Raw genomic sequence first — 15,200 nt, forward strand, 5'->3', positions numbered from 1 at the left:
TGGTAGCTTGAGACCCCCGAGCGTTGTGAGGAGGCTCAAGCACCGCCCAAAGGATAAGCGAACACCCAAAACGAAAATCAACAGGGAGTCCAACGGAATACTAATATTTATAGTCTCAAAAATAAAATGCTAGAAAAGGGAGGGACGGACACAAGTCCTAAACAATGGAGAAAAACTGGTACGTTGTTCATACTTATTCCGGATACGAGAATAAAGTAAAAGCAAACTTAGAAAAACGAGTAGAATCAATGGGGATGCAAGACAAGATCTTCCGTGTCGTAGTTCCTGAAGAAGAAGAAACAGACATCAAAAACGGCAAAAAGAAAGTAACCAAGAAAAAAGTATTCCCAGGTTACGTTCTAGTAGAAATCGTCATGACAGACGACTCTTGGTATGTCGTACGTAACACACCTGGCGTAACAGGTTTCGTAGGATCAAGCGGATCGGGTTCCAAACCAACACCTCTATTGGATGATGAAATTGCATTTATCCTGAAGAGAATGGGCATGATGGAGAAGCAAGTAGAAGTAGACTTCGATCTCAAAGAATCCGTAAAAGTAACAGAAGGACCTTTTGCAAACTTCACTGGACACATCGTAGAGATGGACAAAGACAAGCATAAAGTGAAAGTTCTTGTAAATATGTTCGGCCGTGAAACCCCTGTGGAGCTTGACTTTACACAGATCGAAAAATTATAATGTAAAAAAACTTGAAATAGTTTCGTAAAAATGATATTATTTCAAAGGTCAGTATGTCTCTGAAATAGAGACTATTAATAAAAAAATATTCTTTATTAAATATATAAAGAATGAGTTGAGTGGGAGGGAGAAATCCCAGATACCACATCACGGACTTAAGGAGGTGTGTCTCGTGGCTAAAAAAGTAATTAAAATGGTAAAGCTACAAATTCCAGCAGCGAAAGCTAACCCAGCACCACCAGTTGGACCAGCACTAGGTCAAGCAGGTGTTAACATCATGGGTTTCTGTAAAGAGTTTAACGCTCGTACAGCAGATCAAGCTGGATTGATTATCCCTGTTGAAATCACGGTTTTTGAAGACCGTTCATTTACATTTATTACGAAAACTCCACCTGCTGCAGTTTTACTTAAAAAAGCAGCTGGTATTGAGTCTGGTTCTGGTGAACCAAACCGTAATAAAGTTGCAACAGTTAAGCGTGATAAAGTACGCGAAATTGCGGAGACGAAAATGCCAGATCTAAACGCTGCAAGCGTAGAAGCTGCAATGCGCATGGTTGAAGGTACTGCTCGTAGCATGGGTATCACTATCGAAGACTAATCCCATTGCTTTTGATTTAACTGCTGTTCAGGGTTGCGGATTTTGGTTTACGGCCAATTCGCAACCTTTATTCGTGGGAGGTTATTCCGCTAAAACCACATAAGGAGGACGTTTAAAATGGCTAAAAGAGGTAAAAAGTACATCGAAGCTGCGAAACTTGTAGACCGTCAAACGGCTTACTCTGTTAACGAAGCTATCGAATTAGTAAAGAAAACAAACACTGCGAAGTTCGACGCTACTGTGGAAGTTGCATTCCGTCTTGGAGTTGACCCTCGTAAAAATGACCAACAGATCCGTGGAGCAGTAGTGCTTCCTCATGGAACTGGTAAAACTCAAAAAGTCCTAGTTTTCGCTAAAGGCGAAAAAGCGAAAGAAGCAGAAGCTGCTGGAGCTGACTATGTTGGGGATGCTGACATGATCGCGAAAATCAACCAAGGTTGGTTCGATTTCGACGTAATCGTTGCTACACCGGACATGATGGGTGAAGTTGGTAAACTAGGACGCGTATTAGGACCTAAAGGCCTAATGCCAAACCCTAAAACTGGTACAGTTACATTTGATGTAACTAAAGCTGTTAACGAGATCAAAGCTGGTAAAGTTGAATACCGCCTTGATAAATCCGGTAACATCCACGTGCCAGTAGGTAAAATCTCTTTCGAAGATGCGAAGCTTGTTGAAAACTTCACAACTATCTACGAGACTTTACTAAAAGCTAAACCGGCTGCTGCAAAAGGTACATTCATGAAGAACGTTGCCGTTACTTCTACAATGGGACCTGGAGTAAAAGTTGACACTTCTACTTTCGTAGCTACCAAAAACTAACATATTGACACAAGATAACTAGACGGTTATAATAATCGTTGTGTTTATAAAATGATATTGTTTGTACCGTAGACAGTAGGTGCCAAATGGCTTAATTTCCTACCGAGGTGTGAATTTTTACGATTTAAAGCCTTGTGCTTTTAACGATAAAACTTCTGCCTCCACCTGCGTGGAGGCATTCTTTATGTACACCGGTCGGTATAAGTGGTAACCAACTTTTTAGGAGGTGTAACGATGAGCAAAGCAGTTGAAGTAAAAAAACAAGCTGTTGGAGAAATCGCTGACAAGTTTAAAGGTTCTGTATCTACTATCGTAGTTGACTACCGTGGACTTAACGTTGCGGAAGTAACTGAACTTCGTAAACAACTTCGTGAAGCAGGTGTTGAGTTCAAGGTTTACAAAAACTCTTTAACTCGCCGTGCGGCTGAAGCAGCAGATATCAACGGACTTAACGACGCATTAACAGGACCTAACGCTATCGCATTCTCTACTGAAGATGTAGTAGCTCCTGCTAAGATCCTTAATGACTTCGCGAAAAAACACGAAGCATTAGAAATCAAAGCTGGTGTAATCGAAGGAAATGTTGCAACGGTTGAAGAAGTGAAAGCTCTTGCTGAACTTCCATCCCGCGAAGGTCTTCTTTCCATGTTGCTTAGCGTCCTTCAAGCTCCAATCCGCAACTTGGCTCTTGTTACGAAAGCAGTTGCAGATCAAAAAGAAGAGCAAGGCGCTTAATTTCAATCTAGCAAGTTAAGTAAGAAAAACAAAAAACTTATAATATCTAAGGAGGAAATTAACAATGACACACGAACAAATCATTGAAGCGGTTAAAAATATGACTGTTTTAGAATTAAACGACCTAGTAAAAGCAATCGAAGAAGAATTTGGTGTAACTGCTGCTGCTCCTGTAGCTGCTGCTGGTGTAGCTACTGAAGCTGCTGCTGAGCAAACTGAATTCGACGTAATCCTAGCTAGCGCTGGCGGACAAAAAATCAAGGTTATCAAAGTAGTACGTGAAATCACTGGCCTTGGTCTTAAAGAAGCTAAAGAAGTTGTAGACAACGCTCCTAAAGCTCTTAAAGAAGGTATTGCTAAAGAAGAAGCTGAAGAAATCAAAGCTAAACTTGAAGAAGTTGGAGCTTCTGTAGAAGTTAAGTAATTACAGGCTCTTAAAAAGGAAAGCTCGCTACGTGTTAGCGGGCTTTTTTTAAACGGTGCCACACTTGATGTAAGGATCGTTTGGTTACTGTCTTTTTCAAGGGTACTAATATATGAAGTTGATTTGTTGAAAAGCAAAAGGTAGCTTTTCAGATAAGGAGACTAAATATGACGAATCATTATTATACAAACAAGCCATCTGTGGAAAGCGACCGTCAACAATGGAAATTTGATTTAAAAGGTAACAACTTTTCTTTCATAACGGATAGCGGTGTTTTTTCAAAAAAAGAAGTGGACTTTGGATCAAGAGTGCTGATAGAGGCTTTTGAAGAACCGGAAGTGGAAGGTCGCATTCTAGATGTTGGCTGTGGTTATGGTCCGATTGGATTGTCTCTTGCTAAATTCTATCCACATCGTCACGTGGATATGATTGATGTCAATGAAAGAGCTGTTGAGCTTGCCAAGGAAAACGGTTCTATTAACAAAGTGGAGAATATCACTGTTTTTACTAGTGATATCTATGAAAATGTCACTTCCACCGATTATGCGGCAATACTTTCTAATCCACCGATACGCGCTGGCAAAAAAGTTGTTCATGAAATTTTAGAAAAAGCATGGACGCACTTGGCGCCAAAAGGTGAGCTGTGGATTGTGATCCAAAAGAAACAGGGAGCTCCTTCTGCAATGGAGAAATTGGAATCATTGTTTGAGGAAGTGGAAGTTGTGACAAAGAAAAAAGGCTACTCCATCATCAAATCAAAAAAGGGTTGACTTGGTTTTTTTGTTATGGTAGCATTGTTTAATGCCAATATGTATTTTTCTGAGCACTAATATTTTTATGTATTTTGCATGTATAAAATTAGTATGCTTGGAAAAGATAGTAAAATCAATAGAGCGATTGTAAAAACGTGGTTTTCTGTATTGAAACCATTTTTTATTTTTAACATGGATTCTTTTAGCAGTATTGTTTTCATGTTGAATGTTTTTTTATGTTTGGCTTTGAGTGGTTTATATTTTTTGAACTACTATTTAATAACGCTTGATACGAGGGGTGAATCAGTTGACAGGTCAACTAGTTCAATACGGACGACACCGCCAACGCAGAAGTTATGCTCGCATTAGTGAAGTATTAGATTTACCAAATCTAATAGAGATTCAAACATCTTCTTATCAATGGTTCCTTGATGAAGGATTAAGAGAAATGTTTCATGACATTTCCCCAATTGAAGACTTCACAGGAAATCTATCTTTAGAATTCATCGATTATAGCTTAGGGGAACCTAAATATTCTGTTGAAGAATCAAAGGAAAGAGATGTTACATACTCAGCTCCTTTACGTGTGAAGGTTCGTCTCATTAACAAAGAAACTGGTGAAGTAAAAGACCAGGATGTATTTATGGGTGATTTCCCGTTGATGACGGATACTGGTACGTTCGTTATTAATGGTGCAGAACGTGTTATTGTATCTCAGTTAGTGCGTTCTCCAAGTGTGTATTACAGCGGAAAAGTAGATAAAAATGGTAAAAAAGGCTTTTCGGCTACTGTTATTCCAAACCGTGGTGCATGGTTAGAATACGAGACTGACGCTAAAGATGTTGTATATGTTCGTATAGATCGTACTCGTAAACTACCAGTAACGGTTCTTTTGCGTGCTCTTGGATTCGGTTCCGACCAGGAAATCATTGATCTTCTGGGCGAAAACGAGTACCTTCGCAATACTTTAGATAAGGATAACACAGAAAGCACTGAAAAGGCATTACTAGAAATATATGAGCGTCTACGCCCTGGTGAACCACCAACGGTTGAAAACGCGAAAAGTTTATTAGAGTCTAGATTTTTCGATCCTAAACGCTATGATTTAGCAAGTGTTGGAAGATACAAGATTAATAAAAAGCTTCATATCAAGAACAGACTTTTTAATCAACGTATCGCTGAAACACTTGTAGACCCTGAAACTGGGGAAATCATTGTAGAAAAAGGTACACTGTTAGATCGTAGAACTTTAGACCGCATTCTACCTAACATTGAAGACGGCATCGGCCTGACTTCTTTCCATCCGCATGGTGGAGTAGTGGAAGATGAAGTGCCTATGCAATCTATTAAGATATATGCACCGAATGATGCAGAAGGTGAAAAAGAAATCGTCGTTTTAGGCAACGGTTTTATAGAAGAAAAAGTAAAGCATATCGCTCCGGCGGACATCATTGCTTCTATTAGTTACTTCTTTGACCTTTTACACGGTGTAGGCGATACAGATGATATCGATCACCTTGGTAACCGTCGTTTACGTTCTGTTGGAGAACTTCTTCAAAATCAGTTCCGTATCGGTCTATCCAGAATGGAGCGTGTGGTTCGTGAAAGAATGTCCATTCAGGACACTAACACCATCACTCCGCAACAATTAATCAATATCAGACCTGTTATTGCATCTATTAAAGAGTTCTTCGGAAGCTCTCAGTTATCTCAGTTCATGGATCAAACGAATCCATTAGCTGAATTAACACATAAACGTAGATTGTCTGCGCTTGGACCTGGTGGTTTGACGCGTGAGCGTGCCGGCTTTGAAGTACGTGACGTTCACTACTCTCACTATGGCCGTATGTGTCCGATCGAGACTCCTGAGGGACCAAACATTGGACTAATCAACTCCCTTTCTTCTTTTGCGAAAGTGAATAAATTTGGTTTTATCGAAACTCCTTACAGAAGAGTTGACCCTGAAACGGGCCGTGTGACGGACCAAATTGATTACTTGACTGCAGATGAAGAAGATAATTATGTAGTAGCCCAAGCGAACGCACGCCTTGGTGAAGATGGAACTTTCCTTGATGAGAATGTAGTTTCCCGTTTCCGCGGGGAGAACACGGTTGTTGTAAGTGAGAGAATCGACTATATGGACGTTTCTCCTAAGCAGGTTGTATCTGCTGCGACAGCTTGTATTCCTTTCTTGGAAAACGATGACTCCAACCGTGCCCTAATGGGAGCGAACATGCAACGTCAAGCTGTACCTTTATTACAACCGGAATCCCCGATTGTTGGTACTGGGATGGAGCACGTTTCCGCTAAAGACTCCGGAGCTGCCGTTATTTGTAAACACCCTGGTGTTGTAGAACGTGTAGAAGCCCGCGAAGTTTGGGTGCGTCGTATGGAAGAAGTCGATGGACAACAGGTAAAAGGCAACCTTGATAAGTACAGAATGCTTAAGTTCATTCGTTCTAACCAAGGAACTTGCTATAACCAACGTCCAATCGTTTCTGTCGGTGACGTTGTAACAAAAGGAGAAATCCTTGCAGACGGACCATCCATGGAAAAAGGTGAATTGGCACTTGGCCGTAACGTAATGGTCGGTTTCATGACATGGGACGGATATAACTATGAGGATGCTATCATCATGAGTGAGCGTCTGGTAAAAGATGATGTGTACACTTCCATTCATATTGAAGAATATGAGTCAGAAGCACGTGACACTAAACTTGGACCAGAAGAAATCACACGTGATATCCCGAATGTCGGGGAAGAGGCACTTAAAAACCTTGACGACCGCGGAATTATCCGAGTGGGTGCGGAAGTAAAAGACGGAGACCTATTAGTAGGAAAAGTAACACCTAAAGGGGTTACGGAACTTACTGCAGAAGAACGTCTATTACACGCAATCTTCGGTGAGAAAGCAAGAGAAGTACGTGATACATCACTAAGAGTTCCACATGGTGGTGGCGGTATCGTACTTGATGTAAAAGTATTCAACCGTGAAGATGGTGACGAATTGCCACCAGGTGTTAACCAATTAGTTCGTGCATACATCGTTCAGAAACGTAAAATCTCTGAAGGTGACAAAATGGCCGGACGACATGGTAACAAAGGGGTAATCTCTCGTATCTTACCGGAAGAAGATATGCCTTACTTGCCAGATGGAACACCAATTGACATCATGTTAAACCCACTAGGGGTACCTTCTCGTATGAACATCGGGCAGGTATTGGAGCTTCACCTAGGAATGGCAGCAAGAACATTGGGCATCCACGTTGCTTCCGCCGTATTTGATGGCGCGCGTGAAGAAGACGTTTGGAGCACACTTGAAGAGGCTGGCATGGCAAGAGATGCAAAAACAGTATTGTATGACGGAAGAACAGGTGAGCCGTTCGACAGCCGTGTATCTGTAGGGATCATGTATATGATTAAACTTGCACACATGGTTGATGATAAGCTTCACGCACGTTCCACTGGACCATACTCACTTGTTACGCAACAACCACTTGGCGGTAAAGCGCAATTTGGTGGACAACGTTTCGGTGAGATGGAGGTTTGGGCACTTGAGGCTTACGGTGCCGCTTATACACTACAAGAAATCCTTACAGTTAAATCTGATGACGTAGTAGGACGTGTGAAAACGTACGAGGCGATCGTTAAAGGTGAAAATGTACCTGAACCAGGTGTACCTGAATCCTTCAAAGTATTGATCAAAGAACTTCAAAGTTTAGGTATGGATGTAAAAATCCTATCAGGCGATGAAGAAGAGATCGAAATGAGAGATCTTGAGGAAGATGAAGAACAAGCTTCCGAAGGTATTTCCCTTGATTCAGATAAAGTAGAAGAAGTAAAAGAAACTGTCGCTAAAGACTGATGGCCAACAGTACTTTAAAGATAAGCATTTGGGTAGAACCTGTAGATTATAAGGGAGGTAGGCCCCTTGCTAGATGTTAATAATTTTGAATATATGAAAATAGGCCTTGCTTCACCCGACAAGATCAGATCCTGGTCTTTCGGGGAAGTCAAGAAGCCTGAGACAATTAACTATCGTACATTAAAGCCAGAAAAAGATGGGTTATTCTGCGAAAGAATTTTCGGTCCTACAAAGGACTGGGAATGTCACTGTGGTAAATACAAGCGCGTCCGTTATAAGGGCGTTGTCTGTGACCGCTGTGGTGTAGAAGTAACAAGAGCGAAAGTACGTCGTGAGCGCATGGGTCATATCGAACTTGCTGCTCCTGTATCCCACATCTGGTACTTCAAAGGAATCCCTAGCCGCATGGGTCTTGTTCTTGACATGTCCCCACGTGCGCTTGAGGAAGTAATTTATTTTGCATCTTACGTTGTAACAGAAACAGGCGATACTCCTTTGGAGAAGAAGCAACTGCTTTCTGAAAAGGAATTCCGTGCATACCGTGAAAAGTATGGTCAAACATTCCAAGCAGCCATGGGTGCAGAAGCAATCAAGAAACTTCTTTTTGACATCGACCTAGAAAAAGAAGTAGATACGCTAAAAGAAGAGCTAAAAACTGCTCAAGGTCAACGCCGTACAAGAGCAATTAAGCGTCTGGAAGTATTGGAATCCTTCAGAGGATCCGGCAATGAACCATCTTGGATGATCCTTGATGTGCTACCGGTTATCCCTCCTGAATTACGTCCAATGGTTCAATTGGACGGTGGTCGTTTTGCGACTTCCGACTTAAATGACTTGTATCGCCGTGTAATCAACCGTAACAACCGTTTAAAACGCCTTCTTGACCTTGGTGCTCCAAGCATCATCGTACAGAACGAAAAACGTATGTTACAAGAAGCTGTTGACGCACTTATCGACAATGGTCGCCGTGGCCGTCCGGTAACAGGACCTGGTAACCGTCCATTGAAATCTCTTTCTCATATGCTGAAAGGGAAGCAAGGTCGTTTCCGTCAGAACTTACTAGGAAAACGTGTTGACTACTCTGGTCGTTCCGTTATCGTAGTAGGACCTAACCTGAAAATGTATCAATGTGGATTACCGAAAGAAATGGCCCTTGAGCTATTCAAGCCTTTCGTCATGAAAGAACTTGTAGAACGCGGGCTTGCACATAACATTAAGAGTGCGAAGCGTAAGATCGAACGCGTACAACCAGAGGTTTGGGACGTATTGGAATCCGTTATCAGGGAACATCCGGTATTACTAAACCGCGCACCAACTCTACACAGACTAGGTATTCAAGCATTTGAACCTACACTTGTAGAAGGCCGTGCTATCCGCCTTCACCCACTTGTATGTACTGCATACAACGCGGACTTTGACGGAGACCAAATGGCTGTTCACGTACCTCTTTCTGCTGAAGCACAGGCTGAAGCACGCATCTTGATGCTTGCTGCACAAAACATCCTTAACCCTAAGGATGGAAAACCTGTAGTAACACCTTCCCAGGATATGGTACTTGGTAACTACTACTTAACACTAGAGCGAGAAAATGCTGTAGGTGAAGGAATGGTGTTTAAGGATACGAATGAAGCGCTTATCGCTTATTCAAACGGCTATGTACATCTGCACACTCGTGTAGCGGTATATGCAGGATCCTTAAATAACGAAACATTCACTGAAGAGCAAAAACAAAAGCTTCTCATTACGACAGTAGGAAAGTTGATTTTCAACGAAATCCTGCCGCCGTCATTCCCTTACATTAACGAACCGACAAAGTTCAACTTAGAAGTAAACACTCCTGAAAAGTACTTTGTGGAAAAAGGTGCGAATGTAAAAGAAGCGATACAAGCACAAGAATTAATTGATCCATTTAAGAAGAAAATCCTTGGTAACATCATTGCTGAAGTGTTCAAACGCTTCAAGATCACGCAAACATCCGAAATGCTTGACCGCATGAAAAACCTTGGATTCCGTTACTCTACTAAAGCTGGTATCACAGTTGGTGTAGCAGATATCGTAGTTCTTAAAGAGAAAGATGAAATCTTGGTTGAAGCACAAACAAAAGTTGATACAGTTCTTAAGCAGTTCCGCCGTGGTTTGATCACAGAGGAAGAACGTTATGACCGCGTTATCTCCATCTGGAGTGCTGCGAAAGACAAGATCCAAGGGTTGCTAATGGAGTCCTTGCCACGCCTGAACCACATCTTCATGATGAGTGATTCCGGTGCCCGTGGTAACGCATCTAACTTTACACAGTTAGCGGGTATGCGTGGACTAATGGCCAATCCATCTGGACGTATCATTGAATTACCGATCAAATCCAGTTTCCGTGAAGGTCTTACGGTATTGGAATACTTTATCTCTACTCATGGTGCGCGTAAAGGTCTTGCCGATACAGCACTGAAAACTGCCGATTCCGGTTACTTGACTCGTCGACTTGTAGACGTGGCACAAGATGTTATCGTTCGTGAGATAGATTGTGGAACAGACCGTGGTCTACACATCACTGCTCTGAAAGATGGCACAGAAGTAGTAGAGAAATTAGAAGAACGTTTAATCGGCCGTTATGCAAGAAAAGCTGTGAAGCACCCTGAAACTGGGGAAGTTCTTGTTGCGGGTAACGATTTAATTACTGAAGACCTTGCTACAACCATTGTAGAAGCAGGCGTGGAAGATGTTTGGATCCGCTCTGTATTTACATGTGACACTCGTCATGGTGTATGTAAAAAATGTTACGGCCGCAACCTTGCGACTGGCTTAGAAGTAGAAGTGGGAGAAGCAGTTGGTATTATTGCTGCCCAATCTATCGGTGAGCCGGGAACTCAGTTGACGATGCGTACATTCCATACAGGTGGGGTTGCAGGAGACGATATTACACAAGGTTTACCGCGTATCCAAGAGATCTTCGAAGCGCGTAATCCTAAAGGTCAAGCGGTCATCTCTGAAATTGATGGTGTTGTTACTTCCATCAACGAAGGTCGCGATCGTCAGCAAGAAATCACTGTCCAAGGTGAAGTGGAAACGAGAAACTACACAGTACCATACACTGGCCGCCTTAAAGTAGGCGTAAATTCAGAAGTATTACGTGGTCAGGAACTAACAGAAGGTTCCATCGATCCGAAAGAACTACTGAAAGTCAAAGATATGGTATCTGTACAGGAGTATCTATTGCTTGAAGTTCAAAAAGTATACCGTATGCAAGGGGTAGAAATCGGTGACAAGCACGTAGAGGTTATGGTTCGCCAGATGCTACGTAAGGTACGTGTTATTGATGCTGGTGATACAGATGTACTACCAGGAACACTGCTTGATGTTCACCAATTCACTGATGCAAACGAGCGTGTCCTTCTTGAAGGCAGAACACCTGCAACTGGACGTCCGGTATTACTAGGTATCACAAAAGCTTCTCTTGAAACGGATTCCTTCTTATCTGCAGCTTCCTTCCAGGAAACGACTAGAGTCCTTACAGACGCTGCGATTAAAGGAAAACGCGACGAGTTACTAGGTCTGAAAGAGAATGTTATCATCGGTAAACTAGTTCCAGCTGGTACAGGTATGAACCGCTACCGCAAATTCGATCTAACGAAAGAAGTCGGTAAAGAAGAACCTGTAACGGTAGAATAAAAGAAAGATTGTCGGGTATCCCCCGACAATCTTTTCAATGTTATTCGATAAAGTGTTGACATTCAAAAATAGAGATGGTAATATAGCAAAGGTGCTTATATAACCTGTTGCTTTGGAGGATATGTTAATGTCTTATGAAAAAGTGATGCAGGCAAACACCTTCATTGTTGGTACAAAACAAACGGTGAAGGCGCTGAAATCCGGAACAGTAAAAGAGGTTGTCATTGCAGAGGACGCGGATGTGATTGTCACACAGAAAGTTGTCCAAACTGCCAATGAGCACAACATACCAGTCTTAAAAGTAGATTCGATGAAAAAACTCGGAAAAGCTTGCGGGATTGAAGTGGGTGCCTCCGCTGTTGCGATCATTCATTAAAAACTGTTTTTGTGAGTGCAGATTCGCAAAGACTTTGTTTTTTACCTAAAAATGAACCACCTGGATATGTGGTCTTAAAACATTAGGAAGGAGGAAATATTAATGCCTACTATTAACCAGTTAGTCCGCAAAGGACGTACAAGTAAAGTTGTAAAGTCAAAATCTCCAGCTTTGAACAAAGGTTATAACAGTTTCAAGAAGGCTCAAACTGATGTGTCTTCACCTCAAAAACGTGGTGTGTGTACTCGTGTTGGTACAATGACTCCAAAGAAACCGAACTCCGCATTACGTAAATATGCTCGTGTTCGTTTAACTAACCAAATTGAGGTAACTGCTTATATCCCAGGTATCGGTCACAACCTACAAGAGCACAGCGTAGTATTAATTCGCGGCGGTCGTGTAAAAGATTTACCAGGGGTACGTTACCACATCGTTCGTGGAGCACTTGATACGGCGGGAGTTAACAACCGTATGCAAGGTCGTTCTAAATATGGTACTAAGAGACCAAAAGCACCTAAGAAGTAATAAACTTCAAACTGCTTAACATTAAGTTACCCGAAAGGAGGAAAATATTATGCCACGTAAAGGCCCTGTTGCAAAAAGAGACGTATTACCAGATCCGTTATACAACTCTAAATTAGTAACTCGTCTTGTAAATAAATTAATGATCGATGGTAAGAGAGGAAAATCTCAAGCTATCATCTATAACGCATTCAAACTAGTTGGTGAGCGTTCCGGACAAGAACCTATGGAAGTGTTCGAACAAGCTATGAAAAACATCATGCCTGTTCTTGAAGTTAGAGCACGCCGTGTAGGTGGAGCAAACTACCAAGTACCTGTAGAGGTGCGCCCAGATCGTCGTACAACTCTTGGACTTCGTTATTTAGTTAACTACTCTCGTCTTCGTGGAGAGAAAACGATGGAAGAGCGTTTAGCTAACGAAATCCTTGATGCTGCTAACAACACTGGAGCTTCTGTTAAGAAGCGTGAAGATATGCACAAAATGGCAGAAGCAAACAAAGCGTTTGCTCACTACCGCTGGTAAGATCACATACTATCTGGAGCTGTTAAGACAAGTACTTAACAGCTTTAGGTATAAATTAAATCTAGTTACTTAGGAAGGAGAAATACACTATGGCAAGAGAGTTCTCCTTAGATAAAACACGTAATATCGGTATCATGGCTCACATCGATGCTGGTAAAACAACGACAACTGAGCGTGTTTTGTTCTACACAGGACGTATTCACAAAATTGGTGAAACTCACGAAGGTGCTTCTCAAATGGACTGGATGGAGCAGGAGCAAGAGCGTGGAATCACGATCACATCTGCTGCGACAACAGCTCAATGGAAAGGCCATCGCGTAAACATTATCGATACACCTGGTCACGTAGACTTCACTGTTGAAGTAGAACGTTCCCTACGTGTACTTGATGGTGCGGTAGCTGTTCTTGATGCACAATCTGGAGTTGAGCCTCAAACTGAAACAGTTTGGCGCCAAGCTACAACTTATGGTGTTCCACGTATCGTGTTCGTTAACAAAATGGACAAGATCGGTGCAGATTTCTTATACTCTGTAGGAACTATCCATGACCGCCTTCAAGCTAATGCTCATCCAATTCAACTTCCTATCGGAGCTGAAGATGAGTTTGAAGGTATCATCGACCTAGTAGAAATGCAAGCTTACTTCTACGAGGACGACCTAGGTACTCGTTCTGAAGCGAAAGAAATTCCAGCTGAGTACAAAGACAAAGCTGACGAATATCGTCAACGCTTAGTGGAAGCAGTAGCAGAATTAGATGAAGAATTAATGATGAAATACCTAGAAGGAGAAGAGCTTACTACTGAAGAGTTGAAAGCTACTATCCGTAAAGGTACTTGTGACGTTAACTTCTACCCTGTAATCTGTGGTTCTGCTTTCAAAAACAAAGGTGTTCAGTTAATGCTTGACGCTGTTATCGATTATCTTCCAGCGCCAACAGACGTACCTGCAATTAAAGGTACTATTCCTGACACTGAAGAGGAAGTAACTCGTGAACCTGGCGACGAAAACCCATTCGCTGCTCTAGCGTTCAAAGTTATGACTGACCCTTATGTAGGAAAATTAACGTTCTTCCGTGTGTACTCTGGTACATTAAACTCCGGTTCTTACGTTATCAACTCTACAAAAGGTAAGCGTGAGCGTGTAGGACGTATTCTGCAAATGCACGCAAACAGCCGTGAAGAGATTCCTGTTGTATATTCTGGAGATATCGCTGCTGCAGTTGGTCTTAAAGACACAACTACTGGTGACACTCTATGTGACGACAAAAACCAAGTTATCTTGGAGTCCATGGAATTCCCAGAGCCGGTTATCCAATTATCTGTTGAGCCTAAATCTAAGGCTGACCAAGATAAAATGACAACTGCTCTTCAAAAGCTACAAGAAGAAGATCCTACTTTCCGTGCACATACAGATCAGGAAACTGGTCAAACAATCATCGCAGGTATGGGTGAGCTTCACCTTGACATCCTAGTTGATCGTATGAAGCGTGAATTCAAAGTAGAAGCAAACGTTGGTGCACCTCAGGTTGCTTACCGTGAAACGTTCCGCGGATCTGCTAAGGTTGAAGGTAAATTTGCTCGTCAATCTGGTGGACGTGGTCAATTCGGACACGTTTGGATCGAATTCGAACCAAACGAAGAAGGAGCAGGCTTTGAATTTGAAAACAAAATCGTAGGTGGGGTAGTACCTCGTGAATACGTACCTGCTGTTCAAGCTGGTTTGGAAGATTCCATGAAAAACGGTGTACTTGCTGGTTACCCTCTAATCGATGTTAAAGCTGCATTGGTTGACGGTTCTTACCATGACGTTGACTCCTCTGAGATGGCGTTTAAAGTAGCTGCATCTTTAGCTCTTAAAAATGCAGTATCCAAATGTAACCCTGTAATCCTTGAGCCTGTCATGAAAGTTGAAGTAGTGACACCTGAAGAGTACATGGGAGACATCATGGGTGGTATCACTTCCCGTCGTGGTCGTGTAGAAGGTATGGAAGCTCGCGGTAACGCTCAAGTTGTTCGCGCTATGGTTCCACTATCTGAAATGTTTGGTTATGCAACATCCCTACGTTCTAACACACAAGGACGCGGAGTGTTCACAATGCATTTCGATCACTATGAAGAAGTACCAAAGTCAATTTCTGAAGAAATCATCAAAAAAAATAAAGGTGAATAATTGATTTTCACCTAATCTTGTTTTATAAATAGTATGTAGGTTAATAAGTGGAAA

General features: G+C 42.0%; 12 protein-coding genes and 1 other annotated feature. All 12 genes read left to right on the forward strand.

Going from position 1 to position 15,200, the window contains the following annotated elements; all coding sequences use genetic code 11:
• The first annotated feature begins 164 nt into the window (after window positions 1–164).
• The 12 genes from nusG to fusA all read left to right on the forward strand — a co-directional run bounded on the left by nusG (window position 165) and on the right by fusA (window position 15,146).
• Complete coding sequence (nusG, locus tag B4U37_RS00585) at window positions 165–698, forward strand: transcription termination/antitermination protein NusG (protein ID WP_010191466.1); 534 nt, start codon at window positions 165–167, stop codon at window positions 696–698.
• A 172-nt stretch (window positions 699–870) separates the two neighbouring features.
• Window positions 871–1,296 carry a 50S ribosomal protein L11 gene (gene rplK / locus B4U37_RS00590; RefSeq protein ID WP_148967032.1) on the forward strand — a complete coding sequence of 142 codons (426 nt, stop codon included), beginning with the start codon at window positions 871–873 and terminating at the stop codon, window positions 1,294–1,296.
• A 117-nt stretch (window positions 1,297–1,413) separates the two neighbouring features.
• On the forward strand, window positions 1,414–2,118 hold the full coding sequence (rplA, locus tag B4U37_RS00595) for a 50S ribosomal protein L1 (RefSeq protein WP_010191468.1): 705 nt from the start codon (window positions 1,414–1,416) through the stop codon (window positions 2,116–2,118).
• Window positions 2,119–2,166: 48 nt separating this feature from the next.
• Window positions 2,167–2,312 (forward strand) — a sequence feature (ribosomal protein L10 leader region).
• A 40-nt stretch (window positions 2,313–2,352) separates the two neighbouring features.
• Entirely contained in the window at window positions 2,353–2,853 is a 501-nt protein-coding gene (gene rplJ / locus B4U37_RS00600) for a 50S ribosomal protein L10 (RefSeq protein ID WP_010191469.1), read from the forward strand.
• 64 nt (window positions 2,854–2,917) lie between these two features.
• A complete protein-coding gene (rplL, locus tag B4U37_RS00605; protein WP_088016676.1) occupies window positions 2,918–3,277 on the forward strand; it encodes a 50S ribosomal protein L7/L12 in 360 nt (119 codons plus the stop codon).
• A 167-nt stretch (window positions 3,278–3,444) separates the two neighbouring features.
• Window positions 3,445–4,047: a class I SAM-dependent methyltransferase gene (locus B4U37_RS00610; protein WP_088016677.1), complete on the forward strand. Its 603-nt coding sequence runs from the start codon at window positions 3,445–3,447 to the stop codon at window positions 4,045–4,047.
• Between the two features lie 289 nt (window positions 4,048–4,336).
• Entirely contained in the window at window positions 4,337–7,894 is a 3,558-nt protein-coding gene (rpoB, locus tag B4U37_RS00615; RefSeq protein ID WP_088016678.1) for a DNA-directed RNA polymerase subunit beta, read from the forward strand.
• Window positions 7,895–7,960: 66 nt separating this feature from the next.
• The gene (gene rpoC / locus B4U37_RS00620; RefSeq protein ID WP_088016679.1) at window positions 7,961–11,557 is read left to right on the forward strand and encodes a DNA-directed RNA polymerase subunit beta'; all 3,597 of its coding nucleotides are present in this window, start codon (window positions 7,961–7,963) and stop codon (window positions 11,555–11,557) included.
• Window positions 11,558–11,684: 127 nt separating this feature from the next.
• Window positions 11,685–11,933 carry a 50S ribosomal protein L7ae-like protein gene (locus tag B4U37_RS00625; RefSeq protein ID WP_010191478.1) on the forward strand — a complete coding sequence of 83 codons (249 nt, stop codon included), beginning with the start codon at window positions 11,685–11,687 and terminating at the stop codon, window positions 11,931–11,933.
• A gap of 102 nt (window positions 11,934–12,035) precedes the next feature.
• Window positions 12,036–12,458 (forward strand): 30S ribosomal protein S12, encoded by a 423-nt coding sequence (gene rpsL, locus B4U37_RS00630; RefSeq protein WP_010191479.1) that lies wholly within the window; start codon window positions 12,036–12,038, stop codon window positions 12,456–12,458.
• A gap of 49 nt (window positions 12,459–12,507) precedes the next feature.
• Window positions 12,508–12,978 carry a 30S ribosomal protein S7 gene (gene rpsG / locus B4U37_RS00635; RefSeq protein WP_010191480.1) on the forward strand — a complete coding sequence of 157 codons (471 nt, stop codon included), beginning with the start codon at window positions 12,508–12,510 and terminating at the stop codon, window positions 12,976–12,978.
• An 89-nt stretch (window positions 12,979–13,067) separates the two neighbouring features.
• On the forward strand, window positions 13,068–15,146 hold the full coding sequence (fusA, locus tag B4U37_RS00640) for an elongation factor G (protein ID WP_088016680.1): 2,079 nt from the start codon (window positions 13,068–13,070) through the stop codon (window positions 15,144–15,146).
• Window positions 15,147–15,200 lie beyond the last annotated feature (54 nt).

It is taken from the genome of Sutcliffiella horikoshii (assembly GCF_002157855.1).
In the GTDB taxonomy this organism is placed as follows: Bacteria; Bacillota; Bacilli; order Bacillales; family Bacillaceae_I; genus Sutcliffiella_A; species Sutcliffiella_A horikoshii_C.

Bases quoted from the DNA above. Each gene is read 5' to 3' on its own strand.
- nusG (WP_010191466.1), top strand. From the start codon at position 165: ATGGAGAAAAACTGGTACGTTGTTCATACTTATTCCGGATACGAGAAT.
- rplA (WP_010191468.1), top strand. From the start codon at position 1,414: ATGGCTAAAAGAGGTAAAAAGTACATCGAAGCTGCGAAACTTGTAGAC.
- rplJ (WP_010191469.1), top strand. From the start codon at position 2,353: ATGAGCAAAGCAGTTGAAGTAAAAAAACAAGCTGTTGGAGAAATCGCT.
- rplL (WP_088016676.1), top strand. From the start codon at position 2,918: ATGACACACGAACAAATCATTGAAGCGGTTAAAAATATGACTGTTTTA.
- B4U37_RS00610 (WP_088016677.1), top strand. From the start codon at position 3,445: ATGACGAATCATTATTATACAAACAAGCCATCTGTGGAAAGCGACCGT.
- B4U37_RS00625 (WP_010191478.1), top strand. From the start codon at position 11,685: ATGTCTTATGAAAAAGTGATGCAGGCAAACACCTTCATTGTTGGTACA.
- rpsL (WP_010191479.1), top strand. From the start codon at position 12,036: ATGCCTACTATTAACCAGTTAGTCCGCAAAGGACGTACAAGTAAAGTT.
- rpsG (WP_010191480.1), top strand. From the start codon at position 12,508: ATGCCACGTAAAGGCCCTGTTGCAAAAAGAGACGTATTACCAGATCCG.
- fusA (WP_088016680.1), top strand. From the start codon at position 13,068: ATGGCAAGAGAGTTCTCCTTAGATAAAACACGTAATATCGGTATCATG.